Origin of the sequence: Halopseudomonas xinjiangensis (genome assembly GCF_900104945.1) — a bacterium.
Lineage (GTDB): Bacteria > Pseudomonadota > Gammaproteobacteria > Pseudomonadales > Pseudomonadaceae > Halopseudomonas > Halopseudomonas xinjiangensis.
The window spans coordinates 3,439,405-3,465,147 of sequence record NZ_LT629736.1 but is presented as its reverse complement, the minus strand read 5'-3'; the positions used below and the strand labels follow the sequence as shown (position 1 = coordinate 3,465,147).

Sequence of the window (25,743 nt, the reverse complement as noted above, 5' to 3'; positions counted from 1 at the left end):
CGATCCGTTATTGAAGCCCGAGAATGTTGCGAGCGATGACGTTGAGCTGCACTTCGGATGTGCCGCCCTCGATCGAGTTACCCTTGGAGCGCAACCAGCTGCGCGGCAGGATACCCTCCCGCGATGCCTCGCCTTCCCAGACCAGCGCCTCGCTGCCGCGTAACGCGACCAACAGTTCCTGTCGGCGCTTGTTCAGCTCGGTACCGTAGTACTTGAGCATCGCCGACGCATGGCCCACCCCCTGGCCAGCCTTGGCTTCATCCAGCACCCGCTCGGCGGTCAGCTCGAATGCACGCGCGTCCAGATCCCAGCGTGCGACTTCGCCACGCAGCATACCGTCCGCCAGCTGACCATTGTCCAGCCCGATCGCATCCACCGCCTGCTGCGCCAGGGTCTTCTGGCCGGCCGCGGTGCGACCCATGCCGCCAATCATTTCGCGTTCATGGGTGAGCAGATACTTGGCGATGGTCCAACCGGCATTGATTTCGCCGACGACCTGGTTTTTTTCGACGCGGACATTGTCGAGAAAGCTTTCGCAGAAGGGCGAGCTGCCGGAGATCAGCTTGATCGGCCGTGTGCTGACGCCAGGCGTGGTCATGTCAAACAGCACCAGACTGATGCCCAGCTGTTTTTTCGCCTCGGGATTGGTCCTCACCAGGCAGAACATCCAGTCGGCCTTGTCCGCATAGGACGTCCAGATCTTCTGACCATTGACGATGAAATGGTCGCCCTGGTCTTCGGCGCGGGTCTGCAGCCCTGCCAGGTCGGAACCGGCGCCCGGCTCGCTATAACCCTGACACCAGCGGATCTCACCGCGCACGATGGGCGGCAGATGCTGACGCTTGAGCTCCTCGGAGCCGAACTTGAGAATCGCCGGTCCGATCATCCACACACCGAAGCTGGACAGCGCCGGACGCGCCTTGATACGCGCCAGCTCTTCGCGCAGCACCTTGTGCTCGGCCTGGGATAGCCCACCGCCACCGTATTCTCTCGGCCAGTCCGGCGCGGTCCAACCCCGCTCAGCCATGCGCTCCAACCACAGCCGCTGGTCCTCGCTCTTGAACTTGAAGTTGCGTCCGCCCCAACACGAATCGTCATCGCTGGTCATCGGTGTCCGCATGCTTTGCGGACAGTTCTCTTCCAGCCAGGCGCGGGTCTCCAGGCGGAACGTCTCAAGATCGCTCACGGGAATCTCCTTCAGTTGATAGGGCTACGCCAAACAATACCCGTAAAGCGTAGCCGGCAAATCGGATTTGACCGGCGAAATGACACTTCATTGATCAGTCGTATAGGCCTATCTTATACAGGACATCTACAAACTGACGCGCAGAGCCTCCTCCATTCCCGCCCTGATAGGGAAAGATAATGGCCATAATTGGCGCAGTGTATTGAAAACTCAAGGTATAAACCCGGAACGATAGAGCGCAGGGTGATCGCCGATTAATTATACGAATGGGTGACTTTGTACAATTAAGTGATATCATCCTGTCATCACTCAAGGCCAGGAGCCTGCCATGTTCTCCAATTTGACCACTGCACAACGTCTAGGGCTCGGTTTCGGCCTGGTGCTCTCGCTGATGATCATGCTCAGCGCGATTGGCATCCAGCGTGTCGGCTTCATCGACCGCACGCTCACCGATGTCAGCGACGGCGCAACCGTGAAACAGCGTTACGCCATCAACTTCCGCGGGTCGGTGCATGACCGTGCCATATCCATTCGCGATGCGGTGCTGGTTCACGACCCGCTCAAGCTTGCGGCGCACCTGCGCGAAATCGAGCGGCTGGCCAGCTTCTATCGGGAATCGGCCAGGCCAATGGATACCCTTATCGCGGAGTCCTCCAATGCCACCGAGCGCAAGCTGCTCCAGGACATCAAGGACATCGAGGCGTCCGCGCTGCCGATGACCGAAGCGCTGATCGATATCCGCCAGACCGGCGACCGCGAAGCCGCCCGGCTGTTCCTGCTCTCTGACGTGTCGCCGGCCTACAGCGAATGGCTCCGACGGGTGAACGCCTTCATCGATTACCAGGAATCGGAAATCAGCCGGGACATCACTGCCGTCCGCGAAACAGCCAGCGGCTTTCGCATGCTGACGCTGATCGCTACCGCCATAGCCTTGATCCTCAGCGTGTTCGTCTCGCTGATGATCATCCGCACCATGCGGGCAACGCTCGGCGCCGAACCGCATGAAGTTGCCGAAGTCATTCGCGGACTGGCTGCAGGTCGCCTCGACCAGCGCATCGATACCGACTACCCCGATAGCGTCATGGGCACGGTGAAGCTGACCATGTCCCGGCTACGCGACACCATGCGCGAGGTAGCCCAGGCTGCAGAGGCTCTGACCCAGTCATCGAGCCAATTGCTCGGCACCTCTGACAGCAACAACCAGCAAATTCGGGTACAAAGCGCGGAGGCCCAGCAGATGGCCACGGCGATCAATCAGATGGCAGCCACCGTGAACGAAATCGCCAGCTACGCCGCCAGCGCCGCCCGTGCGACGCGCAACGCCGATGGCGAAGTCGAGAACGGCAATCTCATGGTCAAGGATGCCTCTGGCGCCATTCAACATCTGGCCGCCACCCTCGAAGACGCTGCGGAAACCGTCCAGCAGGTATCGCGCGACAGTGGCGATATCGAAAAGATTACCGAGGTCATCAACGGTATTGCCGAGCAGACCAACCTGCTGGCGCTGAATGCGGCCATCGAGGCTGCGCGCGCAGGCGAGCAGGGCCGAGGATTCGCCGTCGTCGCTGACGAAGTTCGCGCGCTGGCCGCACGCACCCAGCACTCCACTCGGGAAATCCAGGAAATGATCGGTCGTTTGCAGGAAGGTGCCGGCAAGGCGGCGACGGTCATGCAGACCAGCCGTGATCTGGCGCGGACCACGGTAGAACAGACCACTCGCGCCGAAGCGGCGCTGGGCAAGATTCGCCACGAAGTGGGCGAAATCAACGACATGAACGCCCAGATCGCCAGCGCATCGGAGCAGCAAAGCGCAGTCGCCGAAGAGGTCAACCAGAACATCATCCGCATTCACGACGCGACCATGCTGACCTCGGCCGGATCAGACCAGGTAGCGGCCTCCAGCCATGAACTGGCGGCACTGGCCGACCAGCTGACGTCCAAGGTCAGCTTCTTCCAGCTAGGCGAGCGTAGCGAGCGCGCTCAGCGAAATATGCGCTAACCAGGCCACGGGGTCGTGGGTTGAACAAACCCGCGAACCCGAGAGTCTCCAGCTAGACTCGGGGTACGAGCGAAACGGCTCGCCTCGCTTCGGATGCATACGTATCCGACCGCAGATGTCCCAGCATACCGGGGCCGCCTGGTCTTCGGCGTCGGCTTGCACACCGCCATGGGAGTGAGAGTGTCTGTCCGCCGGATTACCTTTTCAACGACTCGGTCAGCGGCTTACTGGCTGATCCTGTTCATCGCGCTGTGGCTGCTGCTGGCCGGCAATGCCGGATGGTATCTGGGCCTGCCAAGCGCCATCGCCGCCACCCTGGTTGCCCTGCGCCTGCAGCTGGCACCATTGCCCATCCGGCCGCTTGCACTGCCGCAGTTCATCACCCGCTTTCTGTTAGCGGCCATCAGCGGCGGCTGGGACGTAGCCCGCCGCGCCCTGCACCCACGCCTGCCGATCGCCCCCGACTGGGTGGATTATCCGGTGCGCTCCAACCATCGCCAGGTACGGCTGCTGCTATCCAGCCTGGTCGGCCTGCTGCCCGGCACGCTGGCAATCGGCATTGAAGAAGACCGGTTGCGCCTGCACGTGCTTGATGTCGGCTCCGATTGGCAACGGCAGGTCGCCGCGCTGGAAAGCTCGCTGTGCCGTCTGTTCGGAGATAGCGAACCATGAGTGTGCTGGCGTGTGTTCTGCTGTTGAGCATCGGTGCGGGCCTGTGGCGTATTCTGCGCGGCCCCAGCCGCGCCGACCGGCTGCTGGCCATCCAGCTATTCGGTACCACTGGGACCGCTTTGCTGCTCATCATGGCGCACTGGCAGGAGCAGCCGGAGCTGCTCGACTCGGCGCTGGTACTGGCGCTTCTTGCCGCAGTGGTCTCGGCCGCACTGGTGCAATATTTGCGCAGGGCCGGCCATGAGTGAGTGGCTGGCGGTCTTGAGCGTGCCCTTCTGGGTTGCCGGTGGCTTCTTTTTCATCGCCGGCACGGTTGGCCTGCTGCGTTTCCCTGACCTCTACTGCCGACTGCACGCAGTGACCAAGGCCGACACCCTGGGGCTGGGCTGCGTGGTCGTGGGGCTTGCGCTACGCGCCGACGGTCCGCGTGAGGTGCTGGTGATGCTGCTGATATGGTTGTTGATCATGGGGTCGGGCGCCACGGCCTGTCAGCTGCTCGCCCATTATCGACAAGAGGCTTCCGGCAGCACCATCAAGGATTCGGCAACGCACGCAGCGGAGTCGAGCGATGTTTGAGGTCGACCTGCTGTTCGACGGCACGCTCTGCCTGCTATTGACGGTGCTGGCCATTGCCGCGATCCATGCGCGCGATCTGTATACCGCCGTGATCATGTTCATCAGCTTCGGCCTGTTGCTGGCACTGACCTGGGCGCGACTCGGCGCGCCGGACCTGGCCCTGGCGGAAGCGGCTATCGGCGCCGGACTTACTGGAGTTCTGCTATTCAGCGCGCTGGCGCGCTGCGCTCCGGAGCGGGCCACGCGCACCGCCCGACCGCGCATGATCGCAGCGGCAGTGCTCGCGCTCGCGGTGATGGCGATCCTGCTGCAAGCGGCCCTGCCGACACTGGAGATGCGCTCGGCGTTGCCAGCGCTTACTCGCTACCATTTACCGGCCAGCGGGGTGGATCATCCGGTGACCGCGGTGCTGCTCAATTATCGAGTCTGGGACACGCTTCTCGAGCTGGTGGTACTCCTGCTTGCGCTGCTGGGCGTTCGACAGTTGCGTCCTTCAGGCGAGGCGTTTCCAACCGCCTGGCCGGTTTTACTCGCCTGGGCGCGACTGCTTGCACCCCTTGGCATCGTGGTGGCCGGTTATCTGCTGTGGCGGGGCAGCCATGCTCCAGGCGGCGCCTTTCAGGCCGGAGCCTTGCTGGCCGCGTGCATTGTCGTGTTACGCCTGGCGGGCATGCTCGGGCCGATGGACTGGGCGCGCTTTCCCACGCGCGTGTTGGTGTGCGGAGGCGTCACGGCGTTTCTCGGGGTCGCCGTGATCACCGGTGCGTGGGGTGACGGGTGGCTGGTTCTTCCCGCGTCGATGGCAGGCAGGCTAATTCTCGGCCTCGAAATCATTGCCACGCTATCGATTGCAGCCAGTCTGGCGCTACTGGTGGTCGGCGAGCATCGGGAGATGGACGGATGAGTCAGGCTGCCCTGTATCTCGGCCTCGGTCTGCTTTTATGGGTGATCGGGCTGCACGGGTTGTGCTGCCAGACTCACGCGATGCGCAGACTGATCGCAATCAATATCATGGGTAGCGGTGTATTCATGGTGCTGGTGACACTGGCGACTCGCGGTGCTGCGATCGATCCACTGCCCCACGCGCTGGTCGTTACCGGCCTGGTGGTGGCCGTCAGCGCGACGGCCTTCGCGCTGCGCCTGGCTGCGCCCGGACGGCAGGACACCAGCAAGCCGGAGCCGCCCTGATGCTGGCCGCGCTGGGCAGCATGACCATCCCGCTGGCAACGGCGTTGCTGTTGTTGCTGCTGCGCATACGCTCGGGCTACTGGGTGATTTTAAGTAGCTTTGCCAGTCTCATCTGTGGCGGGCTGGCTCTGCAGACGGCGATGCAGGACGGCACGGTGCACATTGCACTCGGTGGTTGGTCAGCGCCGCTGGGCATCCGCTTCGAGATCAACATGCTCAGCTCGCTGCTGCTGTCCTACACCGCGCTGATCCATCTGCTGGTCGCCGTCTATGCCGCGCGGAGCCGGCACAGTGAAACCCGGCACAGCGACTATTGGCCGCTATCTTCCCTGCTGCATGCCAGCCTCGGCGCCTTGTGGCTGTCACGCGATCTGTTCAACTGGTACGTGACCCTGGAGCTACTCGGGCTCGGCGCAGTAGCGATGATCGCACTGGCCGGGCGGCACGCGTACCCCGCTGCCCTGCGTTATATGCTGCTCTCGCTGGCCGGCTCGCTGTGTTATCTGCTGGGCGTGGCTCTGCTCTATGGTCGCTACGGTGCGCTGGACATCGGCCTGCTCGGCAGCATGACCGTGGATGACGCGACGACACGGATCGCTTTGCTACTGATCACCCTGGGTCTGATGACCAAGGGCGCGCTCTGGCCGCTGCATATGTGGCTCCCCGATGCCCACAGCCGTGCACCCACCGCCGTCAGCGCGCTGCTCTCGGCCCTGGTGGTAAAGGGGCCGCTGTTCATTCTGTGGCTGGTCTGGAGCCGGATCGCTCCGGCCGACTTCGCCATCAGCATCGGCCCCCTGTTCGCCATCGCCGGCATCCTGGCACTGATTGGCGGTGGCTGGTCGGCGCTACGCACGCCCTGGCTCAAGCGCCTGGTGGCCTATTCCACCGTCGCGCAACTGGGCTATGCGCTGCTCGCGCTGGGCCTGCTTCTGCACTGGCGCAGCGTGATTCTTTCGGTTGCTCTCTGGCTGTTCGTGCTCGCTCACGGACTGGCCAAGGTCAGCCTGTTTCTGGCCGCCGGCGAGATTCAGGGCACTCTCGGCACCAAGCGTGTATGGGCGCTGAAAGGCGCCTCGCAGACCATGCCGGTGGCCACCTTCGCCTTCGCCCTGGCGGGGTTCAGTCTGGTCGGCCTACCGCCAAGCGGTGGCTTCGTCGCCAAATGGGTGCTGCTGCAGCCGCTGCTGGCCGAACCCGGCAACTGGCCCTGGGCGGTCGGCGTCTTACTCGGCACGCTGGCCAGCGCCGGCTATGTGTTCCGGGTGCTGGCGCTGACCTTCAACCGCGCCGAGACCAACCAGCCGAACCACCGTCCCGATCTGTTCGCGCAGTGGTTGGCAATGCTGCCCGCCTTGCTGGTCTGGGCCATGGCGTTGCTGAGCGAGCCGCTGATCTTCTGGCTTACCGTGGTGAGTGACTGATGGCCGCCTGGATCGAACTGCTACCACTGATGCTGCTGCTCAGCTCGCTGATACCCGGCGTGCTGATTTTCGCCTTGCGTGAAGACCAGGTGCGGCTGCGTGTAGGTCTGAACATCGGCGCGGTGCTGCTGAAACTGCTGCTCGTTGCGGTCATGCTGTACGGCGTCAGCGCCGGTTACGCGTATCGGTTCACCCTGTCGTTCCTGCCCGAGGGCGATCTGGTGCTGCAAGCCGATGCGCTGTCGCTGCAGTTCATCACGCTGTCGTCGGTGTTGTGGCTGGCCACCACCTTCTACGCCATTGGCTACCTTGAGGACTCGCCCCTACGCTCGCGGTTCTTCGGCTATTTCAGTCTCTGCGTGTGCGCCACGGTGGGAATTGCCCTGGCCGGCAACCTGGTGACCTTCCTGCTGTTTTACGAAATGCTCACCCTGGCGACCTTTCCTCTGGTGGTTCACCGCGGCACGCCAGAGGCGCTTGCTGCCGGCCGGCTGTACCTGGCTTACACGCTCGCCGGCGGCGCGCTGGTACTGGTCGGCGTCGCGCTCCTGCATGCCCAGGGCGACAGCGCGACGGACTTCACTCCGGGCGGTTATCTGGCAGCCGATGCGGACAACAGTGCGACGCTGGTTTGTGCCTTCGCTCTGCTGCTGGTCGGCCTCGGAGTGAAGGCAGCCATCGTGCCGCTGCATGGCTGGTTACCGCGGGCGATGGTAGCTCCGGCGCCGGTGAGCGCACTGCTGCATGCGGTTGCGGTAGTCAAAGCCGGCGCGTTCGGCATCATCCGGGTGGTTTACGACGTGTTCGGGACCGAGCTGGTGGAGGAACTGCAACTGCACATCCCGCTGCTCGCTCTGGCGACCACGACCATTCTCTACGGATCGATCAAGGCGCTGCAGCAGAGCGAGCTGAAAAAGCGGTTGGCGTATTCAACGGTTAGCCAGGTCTCCTACATTCTTCTCGGCGTGGCACTGCTCGGCCCGATTGCGGCGGTCGGCGCACTGGCCCATCTGGTCCATCAGGGCCTGATGAAGGTGACGCTGTTCTACTGCGCCGGCAACCTGGCCGAAACACTGGGTATTCACTCGATTCGTGACCTCGACGGGGTTGGCCGACGAATGCCATTGACCATGATTGCGTTCAGCATCGCCGCGCTGGGCATGATCGGCGTACCACCGGTGGCCGGCTTCATCAGCAAGTGGTACCTGGGGCTGGGCGCCCTGGAGGTCGGGGCCGGCTGGGTACTGCTGGTACTGGTGCTTTCCGGGCTGCTGAACGCGGCTTACTTTCTGCCGCTGCTATATCGCGCCTGGTTCCGCCGCGCCCCGTCTAGCTGGCCAGAAGAGCGACCGCTGGGGAATGGTCGACCGGGCTGGGGCGAAACCCATTGGATGCTGCTCGCACCGACTGTGTTCACCGCTTGCCTGGCCCTGCTCGCCGGGCTGTTCGCCGGCGCCTCGTTCAGCCCGCTGTCCTGGGCGCAGCTGATCGTCAATCGGGAGTTCGGTCTGTGAGCTGGCTGTGGCTGGTAGCCATCGTCGCTCCGCTGATCGCCGGTGCGCTGGCCATGCGCTGGCCGCGGAGCGCAGCCTGGGCGTGGACCAGCGTGCTGCCGGCATTGCTCTGCGTCGCCGTCAACCCCGAACCACTGGTGATCTCGATACTCTGGCCGGGCACGCAATGGGGTCTGGAGGATCCGCTTGGGCGCGCCTGGCTGGGATTCACTGCGTTACTGTGGGGCTGCGCCACTGGCTTCGCCTACCATGACCCGACGTTGCGAGACCACCTGCGGCGCTTCTGGAGCCTGTGGTCGATCGCCCTGGCGGGCAACCTGCTGCTGATCGTCTCCCTGGACGCGGCTGGCTTCTACGTCGGGTTCTCGATGATGAGTCTCGCGGCCTATGCGCTGGTCGCGCACCTGGCCGGTCCGGGGCCGCGGCAGGCTGGACGCCTCTATCTGCAGCTGGCAATGCTCGGTGAGATGCTGGTGTTCTCCGGAATGCTGCTGCGTATCGATGCTGCCGGGGGCAGCCTGCTCCTCGGCGATTTGCAGCAGGCACCGGTGTCGGAGCTAGCTGCCCTGCTATTGGTCGCCGGCTTCGGCATCAAGGCCGGCTTCTGGCCGCTGCACGTATGGCTGCCCATGGCCCACCCTGCCGCACCGCCGGCTGCCAGCGCGGTGCTGTCGGGCGCCATGTTAAAGGCCGGCGTTCTTGGCATATGGCGCTTTCTACCGATAGGGGAGGCGACCTTTGCCGGGCAGGCCTCGCTGATCCTGCTCGGACTCGGCCTGGTGACCGCTTTCTACGGCGTGGTGTTCGGTCTGCTGCAACGTCGAGCGAAGAGCGTGCTGGCCTACTCCTCGGTCAGCCAGATCGGCTATCTGCTGATAATCATCGCCCTGGCCTGGAGCGACCCAGACCACCGAGGTGCCGCCGCAAGTCTGCTAGCGCTGTATGCAGTACATCATGGTCTGGCCAAGGGCGCACTGTTCATGGGCGCGGGCCTAGCCCATCAGCAGAAACTGAAGCCGCTGCATCTGGCGCTGCTGGGGATCGCTGCGCTGGCGCTGGCAGGTGCGCCGCTGACCAGCGGGGGCGCGGTAAAAACGCAGCTCAAAAGCCTCATGACGGAAGGCGCCTGGGCAGACTGGACGCTGCTGCTCAGCCTGGGCTCGGTCGGCACTGCGCTGCTGGCCGGTAGAGCCGTCTGGCTGATGCTTCGCGAACAACCTGCCGGCGGCCATATCGCTCCGGCACAGATCGCGTTCTGGGCCCCGCTGTGCATGGCTTCGCTGGTGCTTCCCTGGGCCTGGCCACCACTGCGCGGCGCCTTGGTGTACAGCCTCGATTGGTCGTATACCTGGAGCATGCTCTGGCCGATCCTGGTCGCTGGCCTGGCGCTGGCAGCCGCCAGCCAGCTCGGGTGGGGCTCCGGTCTCGCCGGTCGGCTGCCACAGCCGGCGCGCTACCTGTCACTCGGGCTCGTGCGAGCCTTGCAACGACCGCCACGTCTTCCAGCCGGCCGGATCAGGCCGGACTTTCGCCCGCTCGAACGGCAGCTCAACCGGCGCTTATCCGGCGAGCCAGTGATGTGGAGTGCCTGGGTGCTGCTGAGCCTACTACTGGTCGGCTGGCTTTTCGGCCAATGAACGCGTTATGCCGTGCAGTGTCTGAGTTAACAGCAGGACTGCTAACCGGCCGCGCTCTGCTCCGCGGCAATGCGAATGTGCGGGAGGTGGTGATCTAGGGCTTTCCACCCGTCACCCGCCCGTCGCGCCAAGGGAACTGACATGGCCTTGCGCTATCTTAGAGGTTGTAACAAGGTGTTTCTCGCCGTGTGACAGGAATTATGTTTTCGCTTTAAGGGATTGCCTTAACCAACTAAGGAATATTGGTCATGAATAAGATCTTCGCCGTAGTTCTCACCTACAACCGCAAGGATCTGCTTAAACGCTGTCTTGACGCCGTTTATGCCCAAACCCGCCCCTGCGACGGGATCATCGTCATCGACAATGCCAGCACCGACGGCACTGAACAGATGCTTCTGCAGGAACGCTTTCCGTTCCTGAAGGTGTACGTTCTCTCCGAAAACATCGGCGCCTCGGGCGGCTTCAACGCGGGTTTCCGTATTGCCTACAAGAACGGCGCGGACTTCGTCTGGATGATGGATGATGATGTCATTCCCGAGCCTGATGCGCTGCTGCGGCTGGAAGAGTCCGACGCACTACTGAACCGCGAAGGCATCGATCATTCGTATCTTCTGTCGACCGCGTATACCGAGAAAGGCCTGATCACCAACTCGCCGCACCTCGACGACCGCCTCAACCGGATCAACTACCAGAACTGGCCGTTGACGCTGCAACACGGCATCGTACCGATTCGCCGGGCCACCTTCGTCTCGATCCTGGTTCCGCGTTCCACGCTGAGCGAGCATGGCTTGCCGTTGGCGTCGATGTTCATCTGGGGCGAGGACAGCGAGTACACGCTGCGGGTCACCGAACACGCGCCGGGCTTCCTGGTAGGCGCCAGCAAGGTGCAGCATCTGCGTCAGGAAAGCGGCTCGATCGACATCGTCGCCGAGCGCAATCCGAACCGCATCGAGTATCACCGCCATCTGATTCGCAACGAGATGTTCGTGGCGCGCAAGTATTACAAACAGCGTCGCGTGGTCATGGCCACGCTGCATCAATGGAAGGTGATGTTCAAGCTGGTGCGTCGCGGTGAGTTCCACAAGGCCGGAATCGTTCTCCGGGGGTTGATGGAAAGCGGTCGATTCCGCCCGATGAGCGAACCCGCAGATGCGCCTATCGAGACGTTGGGTGTGTCGGTACGCTACTACGCGCCGGCCGGCGACACGGTCACTTATTTCCGTGACGCCGGCAACAATCGTCGCTCAGAACAGCGGCTCCGTCTGCTCGCCAATTAACGGCCATGCCGCATCCTTGTCGGAGATGGTGGTGACCGTCTCCGGCCACTGGATGCCAAGCCGCTCATCGTTATAGCGCAACCCCCTTTCGTACTGCGGTGCATAGGGGGATGAAACCAGATAACTGACTTCAACGTCGTCCGTCAGCGTCTGGAAAGAGTGCGCGAACCCGGGCGGCACGTACAGCTGATGGCGGTTGCTGTCGGTCAGCTCGAACATCTGATGCTTCAGATAGGTTGGTGAGTCCTCGCGGATGTCGACGATCACATCGACAATAGCCCCGTGCAGGCAGCGGATCAGCTTGGCCTCGGCATAGGGGCGCAACTGATAATGCATGCCGCGTAGCGTCCCCTTGAACGCCGACACCGACATGTTCTGCTGGACATAGTCGGTCGCCATGCCGTGTTTCTCGAACTCGTCGCGGCACATGGTGCGGGCGAAAAAGCCGCGGTCATCACCGCGCAGCTCCAGTTCGATCAGCCAGGCATCCTTCAATTCGGTTTCGTGGTAAATCATCTGCCGTGCTCCGTGAAGCCAAAAAAAAGCCTGCCAGCGCTGGCGTTCAGCCAGCGCCGCCAGGCATGTTCGTCAGGCGAAAAGCGCTTCCTGCTCCGCGTACAACCGATCGACCAGGCGACCTTCAGGGAAACTGACATCATCGAAGGTCAAGGCTGCATCCTTGGGCACCGAACGCTTGAGTGTACAACCCAGGGCAAGACCCACCGGCAGAAGCCTGTCACGGCGAACCGCGTCGATGTTATCGGCCACGCCGTACACCTCGTAGCCACCGAACTCCTCGATCACATCACCTGCCTTGAGATCCTTCTTCGCCACCGCGATGACGCCGACCTGCGGGCCACCCTTGGGCGTCAATACCGGATCGGAAAACAGCACCGCACGGGCCACCGAATTGGGCACCTCGAAATGGCACAGATGGTATGGCGTGTAGAAGCAGTAATACGGACCTTTGCCCAGCTTGTAGAGCTCCAGATAGTGCTTCTGCCGCGCATTGTCGAGGGTCCCCAGCACGAAAACGCCAGGCCCCGGTCGCGCCCCGACCACGTAATCGACCAGGCCCGGCCCGGACGGATCGATATGTTCCTCGAAGGCCGAGACGGTCTGCTCGATCGGCACCAGCGGCGCGCCCGGGTCTCCACCAGAGAAGTCCGGACCCAGCATGCCCCGGCGTGCGACCTGCATGCCGGTGCCGTTGGCGACGATTGCCTGCTCGAAGGAAATTTTCGTACCGTCGGCAAACGAGGCGACCATGGCCGGTTTCTGACCCCAGCGCTTGGCAAACGCTTCCTGCGTAGTCGGGTCCCGGTAGGGGTCATGCAACCCCTTGATGTTGCCGCACAGTACCGGCTTGACGCCAATACCCGCCGCAAAGCGGTACAGGTTCATCTGGACGCCCGGCTGGTCGCCGTCGGAAAAGGTGTAGATGACACCGGCGGCGTCGGCCCGGGTCTTCAGAATCGGGCCGATGGTGCCGTCGAGCTCGGCGTTCATCTGCACCACATGCTTGCCGTGCTCGAGCGCGGCGAGGACGGCGTGGGCGGCATATTCGATCGAACCCGTCACTTCGATGATGGCGTCCAGACCATCGGCACTGGCCAGCGCTTCGGCATCCTCGGTGACCGCCGGCCGCCCGTCGGCGATCGCACGTTCCAGTTCAGCGCGGGTGTCGCAACGCTGCGGCTGGATGCCGACCTGATCGTACACGCCCACTGCGCTGGCAATATTGCGGTTGGCCACCGCACAGAGCTCCATGCCCGGGACCGCGGTCATGATCTGCAGCGCTATGCCGCTGCCCTGAAACCCGGCACCGACCATGCCGACACGAATCGGCCGACCTTCGGCCTGGCGTCGTGCCAGGGCCGTATCAACGATAATCATGGGACTCTCCGCTCAGTCGTTCCAGGTTTTCCAGGGCGCACCGGTGGACCAGATCTCTTCCAGCACCACCTTGTCGCGCAGAGAATCCATGCTTTGCCAGAAACCATCATGATGATAACTGCCGAGCATGCCGCGCTCGACCAGCCGATCCATCGGCTCGTTTTCCCAGACCGTATTGTCGTCGTCGATCAGTTCGAAGACTTCCGGCTCGCAGACGAAGAAGCCACCATTGATCAAGCCACCGTCCTTAGCGCCTTTTTCACGGAAGGCCTCGACTTCGGTGCGCTGGTCGTTCAGACGCAGCGCACCGTAGCGGCCGGGCTGGGTGACCGCGGTCAGGGTGCACCACTTTTTCGATTCGCGGTGCTGGCGCACCAGCGCGGTAATGTCGACGTCACTGACGCCATCGCCATAGGTGAGGCAGAAAGGGCCATCTGAAAGATATTTGCGGGCGCGCTTCAAGCGCCCTCCGGTCATGGTGTCGCCGCCGGTATCGAGCACCGTGATCTTCCAGTTTTCCGATAGCTCGTCGTGCCACTGCACTTCGCCTGTATCCAGATCGATGGTGTAGTCGCTGCGCTTGCCGCGGTAGTTGAGGAAGTAATCACGGATGTAGTCGACCTTGTAACCACCCAGGACGACGAACTCGTTGAAGCCGTGCTGTGCGTACATCTTCATGATGTGCCAGATGATCGGGCGGTTGCCCACCTCGACCATCGGTTTTGGGCGTACCGAAGTTTCTTCGCTCAGTCGAGTTCCGAAACCGCCCGCAAAGATTGCCACTTTCATTATTGGCCCCTCCTTAGATTGGGCGAAAATCTGACCGCTAGATTGGACTGGTCATCGCTTGGTTCATGCCTGTTGCCATGTGAGATCCTCCGAAAGACGCCCTTCCTCGATATGCCCCTGCAATACGTGCAGACGCATCAGCGGAGAAGAGCGGAATTGTGAGTCGTTGAAGTTCATGCGCTTGAGACCGGCGATCAGCCGCTCGATGGACATATCCAGGGTGACCTGGGGCTGGTGATCGGGCGCCAGTTCGCGGAACAGACTGAAGTCGACCTTGTACGAGCGGCTATCCACCGGCGCATCGGTGTTGATGCTGACGCTGGTGCCAGGCACCGCTTGCGCCACCGCATTGGCCAGATCACGCACCTGGTGATTGCGCTCGTCGTTGCCGGTATTGACGCGCAGGAAGCGGCCACCGTTATCGGCAGGGCGATGCGCTGCCCAGTCGATTGCCCGAGCCATGTCCGCCACGTCGATCAATGGCCGCCAGGGTGAGCCATCGCTCAGCACCGTGATCCTGCCGTCGCTCAGCGCACAGGCGACGAAGTCGTTCAGCACCAGATCCAGGCGCAACCGGTCCGACATGCCGCAGGCTGTGGCGAAACGCAGGCAAGTGATGACCATGTCGGTGTCGATGGTCTCGAGCTCCTGCTCTGCACCGATCTTCGACTTGGCATAGGCCGTCATGGGCGCGGTGGGATCGTTCTCCGTGCGCGGCGCGCCCTCCGCAACGCCATAAATGCTGCAACTGGACGCGAACACGAAGTTGCGCACGCCAGCTTGCGCCGCGGCCCGGGCAATCGAGACGGTCGAGCGTTGGTTGATGTCGGTGGTCACCGCAGCGAAGCGATTGCCCATCGGATCGTTCGATACCGCAGCCAGTTGCACCACCGCGTCGTAACCCTTGAGCATGTCGGCCGTTACGTTACGCACGTCGCCATACATCTGCTTGCGCAGGAAGCGCTCTGGCACTGTGGTAGCGCCGGTCAGGCAATGGGCGAAATAGGCGTTATCGAACCCGTGAAGCGTCGCATCGGGATGCTTCTGGGCGAGTTCGCGCGCGACCAGAGGACCGATGTAACCGAGATTTCCGAGAATAAGAATTTTCATGGTCTTCCTTGGCACCGAGGAATGAAACAGATTGAAACAAATTCAAACGAACGCATGATTTGGCAGTCGCCGAATACCAAAGTTCCGCTCATCGCAAATTGACATCAGCCCATTCGACGGGTGCGATCCTTAGCAGGGCTTTTAGTCACTGAATGTTGCCGAAATGCCCTGAGAGAGCTGTCTGGAGGGAGGGCAGAGAAGCTTGGGGGAGATTAGATTCGAGCCGGGCCGACGGCTGGCCCGGTGCCACTTTAGTCGCCGATGAGGATCAGCTTGCCGGTTTCTGGATCGCGATAGACTTGACCGAGACTCTTCAAGCCCTGCCCACGCTCGCTACTCAGGGTATCCGGGATCTGCGGCAGTTCGCGTCCACGCTCCAGCGGAACCGGCTGGCCGGCCTGCTCGAGGTTGGTGAGCAGATCGGTTTGTGCGACCAGCGCGGCGATCAGCCCGCAGGCAAACACCAGCACGACGTCGACCATGTTGGCCAACGGCCCGAGCGGGTCGTCCTCGCCGGAGGCGAAGCGACTAGAGCGCCAGCGACGGCTCATCGCCCCGCTCCTGTTTCATGGTCGCTTCCAGGTCGTCGAGCAGGTCGTCATACCAACGGCGACGCAAGCGCGCCAGGGCAAAGCCCAGCACGCCCGCGAGCAGGCCCAGCACCGTGGTATCGAAGGCCACGCGCATGGCCACGCTGAGAATCTGCACATTGCCCTCGCCAAGCGCCGCCAGCCCGGGCCCGAGGGGAATCAGCGTGCCCATCAGACCTAGCATGGGCCCGACACGGGCGATCAGGTCTGCGCGGTCGAGCCGTCGACGAGCCAGTCGTTCCACCGTTGTCAAGGGCTGCTGGCGCCAGCGCGCCAGGCCGCCAAAGCGCTCGCCTATGGCGATACCGACATCGATCACAGCGATCATCAACAGGCCGAACAGACCCCAGGTGACCGGCTTGAGCAGCCAGCCGACGAGCAGATGCAACCAGGCGAACACCTGACTATCGAACATATCCTTACCTCTCCAGTGCGCGACCGCGGCCGCGCCAGATGCCGAATGCCAGCAGCAGAAGCACAATAGCCAGGCCGATCAATACAGGTACCGGCGATGCCGAGTCGGCCTCGCTCTCACCATCCTGGGCTGCGCCATCAGATGAAGGCTGGTCCCGCTGCTCTCCTGGCTCCTGCTCTTCCAGCGTCACTTCACTGATGGTGTTCGGCGAAGATTCAGCCTCCACGGGTTGCAGCGCTGCCTGTCGCCGGTCCTGCAGGCCGGAACGCAGCTCATCCGACAGCCTTGGCTCCAGCCAGTCGAGCATAGGGTGGTCCGGACGCGTGTGACCGCTCCCGGGCAGACCATGCTCGGCAACCAATGCGGCGAAGCGTTCGCCCAATTCTGCGATGGTGGCCTCGTCGGCCTCCCAGAATCCTTTTTTGATCGCCACCAGCATCACCGCGAGCATGTTGGTTTTCACGTGGACGTTGGCGCCCTGTTCGAGGAATTCATCCAGGCCGATGTCGTAGCGGTCATCGATGTACACCGCCTTGACCTCTTCCCACGCCGAATCGCGGATCAGCTCCGGATTGGTCACCTGCCAGCCCCAGAGGTATTCGAGAAACTCGCTGCCCATGGTCCGGGCGCCGGCGTAGTCGTGCTGCATCAACGCCTCGATCCAGGCGGGATTGAGAAAGCGGCCGCGCAACTCTGCGGTCAGCGCGGTTCCCAGCGACTCCAGGCGAACCTTCTTCGGGTCGTTGTGCCACATGACGATATTGTCCGGCGCGGTGCCACTCAGTTGTTCGACCGCCAGGCTCAGCCCGCCCAGATAATCGAAGGCGTCATTGTTGTCGATCAGACCATACAGATTACTGGAGCGGCCCAGGTAGGTGCGGTTCACCTGGCGCAGATTGTCCTCGAATACGCCCTGCACGGCCGCGCCCTGCTGATCGATACCGTAGGCATGGCCCATCCGCGCGACATAGGCGTCGGCCAGCTCGCCGCGTTGTTGCCAGCTGCCAGAGCGCTCGACCAGCGTATTGACGCCGGCGCCATAACTGCCGGGCGCCACCCCGAATAGCCGTAACGACGCCAGCCGGCCAGCCTGGTCCGCCCCCAGCCCGGCATCCAGCCGGCGCGCGGCGTCCGTCACCCAGTTGGCCGCCACCCGGTTGACCTCAAGGCTTTCGTCGCCACCAATCGCGCCGGCGCCAAGCGGCTCAAGCGCAGCGCTCAGAGCAAGGGTCAGCGCAGGATAGTCACGGCGGATGGTGTCGCTGGCACCGTCGAGCGCCAGCAGGACCCCGCGCTCGAGCAGCGCCAGCTGGTCAGCGTACAGATCACGAAACAGCCCCGAGGTGGTGAACAACACGTCCCGGCGCTCCCGCTCGTCAACGAGCGGCACCCGACGGATACCTTCGACGATTCCGCGGCTGTTCCAGGTCGGCTCTACACCCAGGAGATCCAGGCCAAAGGCGACGATGGCGCCCTCGTCGCGCACGGTGTCCGAGGCCCAGAGCACCACTGCCTCGCGGCTGCCCGGTTCAACCGGTTGCTGGCGCGCCTGGCTGGCCAGCTCCTGCCCAAGCCCCCAACCGACTCGGCTGGGCAGCAGGCTGCTATCCAGCGCGTGAAAGTTGCGGCCGGTGGGTAGTACTTCGGGCGTGCGCACCGGATCATTACCCTTGCCCGGTCGGACGAAGCGTCCTTCCAGCGCGCCAATCAGTGCGGTCATCTCTGCGGCGGGCGAGTCGACCAGAGCCTGGCGATGCGCTTCGGCGCCCTCGCCCATCGATGCCAGCAGCGTGTCGACGGCCTCGTCCGTCCACGGCTTGCCGAACACGTGCAGCCCCAGCGGCATGAAACGTTCCTGGATGTTGGTCAGGTAGTGCCCCACCTCATGCACCAGAAGATCGTCATCGACCTGCTCGAACTCGATGCCGCGCGCCGCAAGCGGCTCGGCCATCGATTCCCGCAGTTCCTCTTCCAGCCCGGCCTGGCTGACGATGGACTTGATCTGGGCGATGGTCGCCCGGCGCGCCGGTCCGTCGTGCTGGCCGCTACCGGTCTCGAAACTTTCGATCAGTTGGCGAAGCTGAAGCAGATGGTCATACAGCGGCGTGGCGACCAGCGGTGGCGTCAGATGGTCGACCATGACCGCCAGACCGCGGCGCTTGGCCTGGATGCCCTCGCCGACCCCGTCGACGATGTACGGATAAATGCTGGGCACATCGCCAATGATCTGTAGCGGATAGTCTTCGTCGCTCAGCGCCGCACGCCGGCGCGGCAGGAATTCATAGGTGGAATGCCGGCCGAGATGGACGATGGCGTCGGCGGCGAAGTCGTCGCGCAGCCAGTGATAGAACGCCAGATACTGGTGGGGTGGCGGAAACACCAGATTGGCATGCAACAGTTCTTCGTCCACTTCCCAGCCGCGCGGCGGCTGAGGTCCGATGAATACGTTGCCGAAACGCAGCCCGGGCAGGATCAGCTCGTCTTCATGGACCATGACCCGTCCGGGGGCCGCACCCCACCCGCGCAGCCCTTCGATGCCGGTCGCAGCAAGGGCATCGACCAGCGCTTCAGCGCCAGGCCAGTCGGCCTGCGATGGTTGCTGCAAGGCGGTCTGATAAAGTGCTTCAAGCTGCGCCAGCAGATCCAGCGCCCGTTGACGAGCCGGATGATCGACCCCGTCGAGCACATGGTGCAGCTCGCTGCTGCCTTGCTCGAGCACCTGACCGGCTCGCTCGAACTCGGACGCTTCGATCGCCCTGCGCAACTGGGCATGCCAGTAACCCAACGGGCCCTGCACCATCTCGGCCTGCAAAGCCTGGGGAAGGCCGGCGAACCAATCGCGGTAACTATCGGCACTGACCCGTTGCACATGCTTGGCCATGTGCGCCAACGCGTCGTTATGCTCGGGCAGGTTTACCCCGCGCTCCTGCAAGAGTTCAAGTAGCGCCTCGGGCGACTCCGGCAGAGGTCCGGTCGCGTAGCCCTCGGCCTGCAGGCGCTTGAGCATTTCAAACAGCGACTGCGGCACGTCGAGGTTGTCGGCGCCGATGTTATGCCGCCCCGGCGGGTGGTTGTAATAGACGATAGCCACTCGCTTGTCGGCATTCGCTTTCACTTGCAGACGCTGCCAACCACGAACGCGATCGGCCAGTGACTCGACCCGCTCGACCACCGGCACACTGAAGCCGTAACGGATGCCGCTGACCGGATCGAGCCGCGCCGACTGCCAGGTAGCCAGCGCAAGCGGCTGGCTGCTGCCCTGCAGTTCAGGTAAGGCCAGTTGGTAATGCACCTTGTCGCGGCCAATCCCGTCACTGGACAGCTGCCAGGCGTTCTCGTCACGGTCATCCAGACGCAGCCCCTTGATTACCGGAACGTCAAGTTGCGCCAGCAGTGCCGTCGCCTGGTCGCGCCCTTCGCCGCCACCCATGACGAAGTCCTGCAACACCACCACCGCAGCCAGCGGCGGGTGTTCGCCCTCCACCAACCAGCGCAGCGCAGCCACTGTGCCCTCGCCCCAGTCGGCAAACAGACTGACGCAGCCAAGCTTGCGAGCGGCGAGGGCCTTGCACAACTCGTCGTTGAGCTGCCGATCACCGCTGCGGTCGGCGCGGCTGTGGTCAATGATGGCCACTGCCCGTCCTTCCTGCCACTGCAGCTCAGCTGCTTCGCGGATAGCGCCATTCTGGTAGAAGCGCCAGGCGGGGCGCGGCACAGGCGCAGCGACTTCAATTCGCGGATCTTGACGGGCGGCAAGCCAACCGAGCAGGCGCGCAATGTTGTCGCTGCCTCCAGACAGCCAGTAGCTGCGGGCTTCTATCCACTCAGCCTGCTGTGGATGCGCTTGCTGCAGTTGGCTGACCCAGCCGGCGAGATCATCACCCGGCTTCTGCGCGCCGAGCAGGCGTGCCTGTTCGGTTGTGTCGAAAACCGGTTTTCCCGAGCTCCGCGACAGCGCGACCAGATGCAGCTCGCTATGCATGATGAACATATCGTTGCCGCGCCAACGCTGCAGTAGTGGCTGCAGGCGTTCGGTCTCCGGACCGAACAAACCGACCACCAGCAGCTGTGTGCCCTCGGCCAGCCATTGCTCGATCTCGGCATCGCTCAGTTCTGTCAGTTGTTCGGGGGTGCGTGCGCTTACTGCCAGCTTCGCGCCGGAGGCGTCGAACATGCCGGCCGCAGAGGCGAACTCGGCAGCGCTGTACTGCGAGACGATGGCATTGATGCGGGCATGACCCAGAGCCGGCCAGAGCAGGCCGACGAAAAACAGCAGAAAGAGATATCGATGGTGTCGCATGCCCACTCCGTCATGACGTGGGCTACCGACGAAAACAGTACGCGGGCGCGTTGCTGTCTCTATCGGGAGGTCGCCCACCGCAACCTTACCTGGGGAGTGTGGGCTGTATCGGGCTCGGTCGTTCGAAACGACCCTACCGTTGCGGGGGCAGCGACAGCATTCGACTGTCTTCCAATTAGCCCATGGTTACGGGCACCGCGCACTCCAGTCGATCAGCGCCGGGCGCTGACAAGCGCAGCACCATACGCAGTGCGCGAAGTGGAATCAAGCACGCAGGTGGCAAAACGCGCGGGGCGGCGTGAACCAGCCGGTCCCGGCTGACCCGTTCCGCCCTGCGGTAGGCTCAGAAAATCAGCATGAGCAGACCGATGATGACCAACAGGCCTATGAGGAAAATGATACCGACGGTGCTGGCAAGAAACTTAAGCATGCGTTGCTCCTGAAAAAAGGATGTTCGAAGCGTGTGACACGGCTGGTACCCGGAGGTTCGGACGAAGCGCGACTCAGCCCGGGCTGCTGGCCGGATCCGCTCGACGCGGATAGGTGCGCTCCTCCTGGATGCTGCCGTCCTGCAGATGAATCTTCACCGAGGCGGTCTTGCCCTCCATGAACTCTTGCATCAGCTCAAGCATTTCCTTTTTGGTCTGTGCGCGGCGGGCCGGTCGCGACGCGCCTTCCTTGATCAGTTGCCAGCCGTTGTCGGTCGGTGTGACGTGATAGTTCTGCATGGGGGTCCCCTCTCGGCGGTCAGCGTTTCATGCCCAGACGCTCGCGCATCTCGGCGGTAATGGTCTGTTCGACTGCGGCGTAACCGGCCCAGGGGTCCTCGTCCAGCTCCTCAAGCCGCTCATGCAGGTTGTGGACGGTCCACAGGTTGGCGCTGGGGATCTCGGTGATCTCTTCACGGAAGATCGGCACCGAGACCGGCATGCCTTCGCGGGTGCGGGCGGCGAACGGACCGATAGTGGTCGCGCCCTGGCTGTTTCGCAGATAGTCGATGAATATGCGTCCAACACGGTTTTTCGGGCCGGAGACGGCGGAAAAGCGGTCCGGCAACAGCTTGGCCATATGCTTGACGATCGCCTGGCTGAAGGTCTTGACTTCGCTCCACCCGGCCGATGGGGTAAGCGGTACCACCAGGTGAATCCCCTTGCCGCCACTGGTCTTGGCGAACGATTGAAGACCCAGCTCGTCGAGCACAGCCAGGGTGAGCTGGGTCGCCTCGACCATCGCCTTCCAGGGCAGCGCCGGGTCGGGGTCGAGATCAAGGATGAATCGGTCCGGCCGCTCCAGGTCAGCCGAGGTCGCGTTCCAGGTGTGGAATTCGATGGTCCCCATCTGCACTGCACCGATTAGCGCCTCGGCGTTGTTGACCATCATCACCGGCTGGCCGGAGTACTCCTTGCCCATCGTCTCGATGCCGGGAATGGCCAGACGATCGGCGTTCTTCTGGAAGAACAGCTCACCCGACAGACCCTCCGGGGCGCGGACCAGCGCAACCGGGCGGTTCTCCAGATGCGGCAGCATCCAGCCAGCGACCCTGGCGTAGTATTCGGCGAGCTGCAGTTTGGTGGTCGAGCTGCTGGCGTCGATCACCCGGTCGGGGTGCGTAATCCGCAGGTTCGGCCCGGCCTTGGCCGCCTTGCGGCCCGCAGTCTGACTCTTGCCGCGGGCTGGAGCCGCTGCGGCAGGCTTTTCGGCGACGATGTCCCTGGCGGGCTTGTCGTCGCGCAACCCCTGGAACACGGCATGCCGCACGCTGCCATCCTTGGTCATCTCGGCGAACGACACTTCGGCCAGTAGGTTCGGCTTGAGCCAGTGCACGCCTCGGGCATCGGCGCCCTTGGGCGGGTTGGCGACTGCCGGCTTGTCCGTCTCGAGCGGCTTGAGCTGCTTGTGAATGCTGCGCAAGGTCGCCTCGTTGAAACCGGTGCCGACCTTGCCGGCATAGCGCAGTTCGCCACTGTCGGTATCGTGCAGGCCAAGCAGCAACGCCCCGAAGCCACTGCGGCTACCCTTGGGCTCGCTGAAGCCGACGATGACGAACTCCTGTCGATGCTTGCATTTGAGCTTGATCCAGTCATTGCTGCGACGTGATACGTAGGTGCTACCGGAACGCTTGCCGATCAAACCTTCCATCTTCATCTGGCAGGCGCTGTTGAGCATCGCATCCGGCGATTCGTCGAAGTCTTCGGAAAACCGCAGGATGTCGTCTTCGCTGCGTTGTAGCACCTCGGCCAGCGCGCCGCGGCGCGCCTCCAGCGGCACCTTGCGCAGATCCATGCCGTTCAGATAGGGCATGTCGAAGAGGTAGTAAACAATGCCACCGCTTTTGCCTTCCTCGAAGGCGTTCTGCAGCGCCTGAAAATCCGGAAGATCGTTCTCATCGGTGACAACCATTTCGCCATCGAGCCAGGCGGATTCCAGCGCCAGACTGGCCAGCGCCTCGGCCTGGCGTGGCATCTTCGCCGTCCAGTCGTGCCCGTTGCGCGTCAATAGACGGACTTCACCATCTTCGATACGCGCCATGATTCGGTAGCCGTCAAACTTGATTTCGTAGCGCCAGTCGCCGTCCGGGATCGTCTCGACCAGAGTCGCCAGCTCCGGCTTGATCGATTCGGGAAGCGGCGCCGGCTCGGCGCCCGTGAGTTTCGAAGATTTCGTCGTGCGCGGCGTGGCCGGTTTTTTCTTCACCGCCCTGGGAGTCGCCTCCTTGTCGACCTTGGCCGCAGCTTTCTTGCCGCGCTTCTTCTCGACGATGGTACGGTCACTGAGCACGCTGTGCGGTTGCTCGGCGACGACGTCGAACTCGTTTTCCGGGCGGGCGACCTCGTCGTTGGACTTGATCAGAAACCACTGCTCCTTCTTGCCATCCATGCGGGTGCGCACCAGATTCCATACGCCGGAAAGCTTCTCACCCTGCAGCTCGAACTTCAGTTTGCCTTTCGCGTAGTCCGCTTCGGCATCACCCTGCGGAATCCACACGCCCCGATCCCAGACGATGACATCGCCCGCACCGTAATGCCCTTCGGGGATGTGTCCTTCGAAGGTGGCGTAATCCAGCGGATGGTCTTCCACATGCACGGCCAGGCGCCGCGACTTGGGATCCAGACTCGGCCCCTTGGGTATCGCCCAGCTTTTCAGCGTACCGTTCAACTCCAGACGGAAGTCATAGTGCAGGCGGGTGGCGTCGTGCTTCTGAATGCAGAATTGCAGCGCCTTGTCGCCGCCGCTTCGCTTGCTGGCGCGGCGCTTTTTCCCCTCGCCGGAAGGTTCGGGCGTAGCGGCGAAATCACGCTTGCGGTTGTACTCTTCCAGTGGCTGGCTCATACGCGTTCTCTGGCTGGTACCTGTTAGTTAAGAGCCGCACCGCCGCGCAAGGTTCACCGGAGCACTGCCCACCGGACCTGCGATAGAAGGCTATTTGCACTGGTGATTCAGCCTGGATCCGGTTGCGCGCAAGCCACCGGAGCCGCCATCCTTTCGCGCTGATAACGATTTCGAGGATTCGACCAGATGAGTGCAAGCGACAAACCGGGCGAGGCCATCTTCCGCTGCTCGATCACGCCCCGCTATACCGACCTGGATACCTGGCGGCACGTGAACAACTCGAGGATCTATCAGCTGCATCAGGAAGCGCGCCTGCTGGCGCATATGGACATGTTCGGAAAGGATGCCTGGTTTTCCGATGACATTCGCCTGCGGCCGGTCCGCGCCATCACCGACTACCGGCTGGTGTCCTGGTATGGCAGCGACATCCAGGCAGAAGTACGCGTGCTGATGTGCGGCGAGAACGACTATCAGGTCCGCTGCGACCTGTATCAGGATGGCAACCACGTCGGTACCCAACAATGCGTGATCGGTGCTTTCGATCAGGGCCGCCAGGTCGCCCTGCCGAAGGCGACCCGCGACAGGTTGCAGCAAGCCGCTCTCAATACCCCTGCCGACCTGGCACCTGCCGATTATATCGACCGGCTCAACAGCGCCAGCGAGTTCCCGGTGCGCCAACCGCTCACGCCGCGTTATGCCGATCTGGATGCGGACAGTCAGCGCAGCGAGGCCGCCCTGGCACGTTATATGGAGCAGGCCCGATTCAGCGGCATACGCAGTCTGGACATGGGCGGGCTAGGCATTCTGATCGCTTCGGCGGATATCAGCTTTCTGCGCTATCAGCCCGGCTTCGACCAGGTGGATCTGGCCTCCGGGATCACACGGATCGGCAACAGCTCGTTCGTCTTTACTGGCGGGGCCCGCTACCAGGGCGAGATGCAGGCAGCGGCCAACAGCGTGATGGTAGTCATCGATCCGGCCAGCAACCGGCCTGTGCCGATTCCGGGCACCTTGCGCGAGCAACTACTACGGCTGACCCTGAAGTAGCTTCAACCGTAGCAATCATTCCGCTCACTCGCGGCCGACCAGCTCGGCCGGGTAACCCTCTTCCTGCAACGCGGCGATCAGGCGCTCCGGATCGGAGTCCCCGGACACCACCGCGCGGCCGGAGTCCAGGTCAACCAGTGCGCGTTCCACACCAGGCTGCTTCTCCAGCGCCTCGCTGACGTGGCGTACGCAATTGCCGCAGGTCATTTCGCTTACCGATAACTCGATCTTGCTCATGTGGTGACTCCTCTGTTTTGGGCTTGTTGTGCTTGGATGTTCGACCCTGACATCGTGGCAAGGTCAAGCAGGTTACTCGGCGTCCTTGATTGAGGGTAGACGGTCCGCCGCGGATGGTAATGCCACCATTTGTCGATCCATACCGGCCGCCGTTTGAACTTTCCGGATGGGGTTTTTTCGTAGGCAGTGAGAGCGGCAAAAAGCTCCGATCCAACCGGAGCGGCTATCGTAGCTCTTTGATATTAGTAGTAAATTCTCTAAATCGATAGGAGGTATTATGTCGACTCGAGATGGCATGAGCACCAACGAAGCTGGCCGCAAGGGCGGCGAAACTACTGCGCGCACTCACGACCAGGATTTCTATCAGGAAATCGGCAGCAAGGGTGGCCAGAACAGCGGTGGCAACTTCGCCAATGATCCGCAGCGCGCCTCCGAGGCTGGTAGCCGGGGCGGCCAGAACAGTGGCGGCAATTTCGCCAACGACCGCGAGAAAGCGTCCGAAGCCGGGCGTAAAGGCGGCCAGAACAGCAACAGCGGTGGACGCAACAGCTGATAC

At 62.8% G+C, this 25,743-nt stretch carries 24 protein-coding genes and 1 riboswitch; of the genes, 12 read left to right on the top strand and 12 right to left on the bottom strand.

Annotation, left to right across the window (positions count from 1 at the left end; translation table 11 throughout):
• Positions 1 to 7 precede the first annotated feature (7 nt).
• A complete protein-coding gene (locus tag BLT85_RS16320; protein ID WP_093397042.1) occupies positions 8 to 1,186 on the bottom strand; it encodes an acyl-CoA dehydrogenase family protein in 1,179 nt (392 codons plus the stop codon).
• A 328-nt stretch (positions 1,187 to 1,514) separates the two neighbouring features.
• On the opposite strand from BLT85_RS16320, the gene BLT85_RS16315 reads away from it, so the two are divergent.
• The 10 genes from BLT85_RS16315 (at position 1,515) to BLT85_RS16270 (ending at position 11,473) form a co-directional block, all read left to right on the top strand.
• Positions 1,515 to 3,185: a methyl-accepting chemotaxis protein gene (locus BLT85_RS16315; protein ID WP_093397040.1), complete on the top strand. Its 1,671-nt coding sequence runs from the start codon at positions 1,515 to 1,517 to the stop codon at positions 3,183 to 3,185.
• Positions 3,186 to 3,365: 180 nt separating this feature from the next.
• On the top strand, positions 3,366 to 3,857 hold the full coding sequence (locus BLT85_RS16310) for a Na+/H+ antiporter subunit E (protein ID WP_231701500.1): 492 nt from the start codon (positions 3,366 to 3,368) through the stop codon (positions 3,855 to 3,857).
• The gene (locus BLT85_RS16305) at positions 3,854 to 4,105 is read left to right on the top strand and encodes a monovalent cation/H+ antiporter complex subunit F (protein ID WP_093397038.1); all 252 of its coding nucleotides are present in this window, start codon (positions 3,854 to 3,856) and stop codon (positions 4,103 to 4,105) included. The genes BLT85_RS16310 and BLT85_RS16305 overlap by 4 nt, the downstream gene beginning before the upstream one ends.
• A complete protein-coding gene (locus BLT85_RS16300) occupies positions 4,098 to 4,433 on the top strand; it encodes a cation:proton antiporter (protein WP_093397036.1) in 336 nt (111 codons plus the stop codon). Before BLT85_RS16305 ends, BLT85_RS16300 begins: the two co-directional genes overlap by 8 nt.
• Entirely contained in the window at positions 4,426 to 5,337 is a 912-nt protein-coding gene (locus BLT85_RS16295) for a hydrogenase subunit MbhD domain-containing protein (protein ID WP_093397033.1), read from the top strand. Before BLT85_RS16300 ends, BLT85_RS16295 begins: the two co-directional genes overlap by 8 nt.
• Entirely contained in the window at positions 5,334 to 5,621 is a 288-nt protein-coding gene (locus tag BLT85_RS16290; protein WP_093397031.1) for an NADH-quinone oxidoreductase subunit K, read from the top strand. The genes BLT85_RS16295 and BLT85_RS16290 overlap by 4 nt, the downstream gene beginning before the upstream one ends.
• Entirely contained in the window at positions 5,621 to 7,045 is a 1,425-nt protein-coding gene (locus BLT85_RS16285; protein WP_093397028.1) for a complex I subunit 5 family protein, read from the top strand. The genes BLT85_RS16290 and BLT85_RS16285 overlap by 1 nt, the downstream gene beginning before the upstream one ends.
• Positions 7,045 to 8,559 (top strand): proton-conducting transporter transmembrane domain-containing protein, encoded by a 1,515-nt coding sequence (locus tag BLT85_RS16280; protein WP_093397026.1) that lies wholly within the window; start codon positions 7,045 to 7,047, stop codon positions 8,557 to 8,559. Before BLT85_RS16285 ends, BLT85_RS16280 begins: the two co-directional genes overlap by 1 nt.
• Positions 8,556 to 10,196, top strand: coding sequence for a complex I subunit 5 family protein (locus tag BLT85_RS16275; RefSeq protein ID WP_231701499.1), 1,641 nt, complete (start codon positions 8,556 to 8,558; stop codon positions 10,194 to 10,196). Before BLT85_RS16280 ends, BLT85_RS16275 begins: the two co-directional genes overlap by 4 nt.
• A 248-nt stretch (positions 10,197 to 10,444) precedes the next feature.
• Positions 10,445 to 11,473 (top strand): glycosyltransferase family 2 protein, encoded by a 1,029-nt coding sequence (locus tag BLT85_RS16270; protein WP_093397023.1) that lies wholly within the window; start codon positions 10,445 to 10,447, stop codon positions 11,471 to 11,473.
• Here BLT85_RS16270 and rfbC read toward each other — a convergent pair.
• The 10 genes from rfbC to ligD form a co-directional block, all read right to left on the bottom strand.
• The gene (rfbC, locus tag BLT85_RS16265; RefSeq protein ID WP_093397020.1) at positions 11,441 to 11,989 is read right to left on the bottom strand and encodes a dTDP-4-dehydrorhamnose 3,5-epimerase; all 549 of its coding nucleotides are present in this window, start codon (positions 11,987 to 11,989) and stop codon (positions 11,441 to 11,443) included. The genes BLT85_RS16270 and rfbC overlap by 33 nt on opposite strands.
• 72 nt (positions 11,990 to 12,061) lie before the next feature.
• Positions 12,062 to 13,369: an NAD(P)H-dependent oxidoreductase gene (locus BLT85_RS16260; RefSeq protein WP_093397018.1), complete on the bottom strand. Its 1,308-nt coding sequence runs from the start codon at positions 13,367 to 13,369 to the stop codon at positions 12,062 to 12,064.
• Positions 13,370 to 13,381: 12 nt separating this feature from the next.
• A complete protein-coding gene (rfbF, locus tag BLT85_RS16255) occupies positions 13,382 to 14,158 on the bottom strand; it encodes a glucose-1-phosphate cytidylyltransferase (protein ID WP_093397015.1) in 777 nt (258 codons plus the stop codon).
• A gap of 63 nt (positions 14,159 to 14,221) precedes the next feature.
• Entirely contained in the window at positions 14,222 to 15,268 is a 1,047-nt protein-coding gene (locus BLT85_RS16250; protein ID WP_093397013.1) for an NAD-dependent epimerase/dehydratase family protein, read from the bottom strand.
• A gap of 251 nt (positions 15,269 to 15,519) precedes the next feature.
• Positions 15,520 to 15,819: a DUF2149 domain-containing protein gene (locus BLT85_RS16245; protein ID WP_093397010.1), complete on the bottom strand. Its 300-nt coding sequence runs from the start codon at positions 15,817 to 15,819 to the stop codon at positions 15,520 to 15,522.
• On the bottom strand, positions 15,797 to 16,273 hold the full coding sequence (locus BLT85_RS16240; RefSeq protein WP_093397007.1) for a MotA/TolQ/ExbB proton channel family protein: 477 nt from the start codon (positions 16,271 to 16,273) through the stop codon (positions 15,797 to 15,799). The genes BLT85_RS16245 and BLT85_RS16240 overlap by 23 nt, the downstream gene beginning before the upstream one ends.
• 4 nt (positions 16,274 to 16,277) lie before the next feature.
• Positions 16,278 to 20,573: a cobaltochelatase subunit CobN gene (locus tag BLT85_RS16235; protein WP_093397003.1), complete on the bottom strand. Its 4,296-nt coding sequence runs from the start codon at positions 20,571 to 20,573 to the stop codon at positions 16,278 to 16,280.
• 83 nt (positions 20,574 to 20,656) lie between these two features.
• A riboswitch (cobalamin riboswitch) is annotated at positions 20,657 to 20,788 on the bottom strand.
• A gap of 128 nt (positions 20,789 to 20,916) precedes the next feature.
• Positions 20,917 to 21,003 (bottom strand): small membrane protein YohP, encoded by an 87-nt coding sequence (locus BLT85_RS17035; RefSeq protein WP_157718202.1) that lies wholly within the window; start codon positions 21,001 to 21,003, stop codon positions 20,917 to 20,919.
• 73 nt (positions 21,004 to 21,076) lie between these two features.
• Complete coding sequence (locus BLT85_RS16230) at positions 21,077 to 21,301, bottom strand: DUF2188 domain-containing protein (RefSeq protein WP_093397000.1); 225 nt, start codon at positions 21,299 to 21,301, stop codon at positions 21,077 to 21,079.
• Positions 21,302 to 21,320: 19 nt separating this feature from the next.
• Positions 21,321 to 23,903 (bottom strand): DNA ligase D, encoded by a 2,583-nt coding sequence (ligD, locus tag BLT85_RS16225; protein ID WP_093396997.1) that lies wholly within the window; start codon positions 23,901 to 23,903, stop codon positions 21,321 to 21,323.
• A 186-nt stretch (positions 23,904 to 24,089) separates the two neighbouring features.
• On the opposite strand from ligD, the gene BLT85_RS16220 reads away from it, so the two are divergent.
• On the top strand, positions 24,090 to 24,950 hold the full coding sequence (locus tag BLT85_RS16220) for an acyl-CoA thioesterase (protein WP_093396994.1): 861 nt from the start codon (positions 24,090 to 24,092) through the stop codon (positions 24,948 to 24,950).
• A 24-nt stretch (positions 24,951 to 24,974) separates the two neighbouring features.
• Here BLT85_RS16220 and BLT85_RS16215 read toward each other — a convergent pair whose 3' ends face one another.
• Complete coding sequence (locus BLT85_RS16215; RefSeq protein WP_093396991.1) at positions 24,975 to 25,187, bottom strand: heavy-metal-associated domain-containing protein; 213 nt, start codon at positions 25,185 to 25,187, stop codon at positions 24,975 to 24,977.
• 277 nt (positions 25,188 to 25,464) lie between these two features.
• Between BLT85_RS16215 and BLT85_RS16210 the strand changes: the two genes are divergently transcribed.
• Positions 25,465 to 25,740, top strand: coding sequence for a con-10 family general stress protein (locus BLT85_RS16210; RefSeq protein ID WP_093396988.1), 276 nt, complete (start codon positions 25,465 to 25,467; stop codon positions 25,738 to 25,740).
• Positions 25,741 to 25,743: the final 3 nt, after the last annotated feature.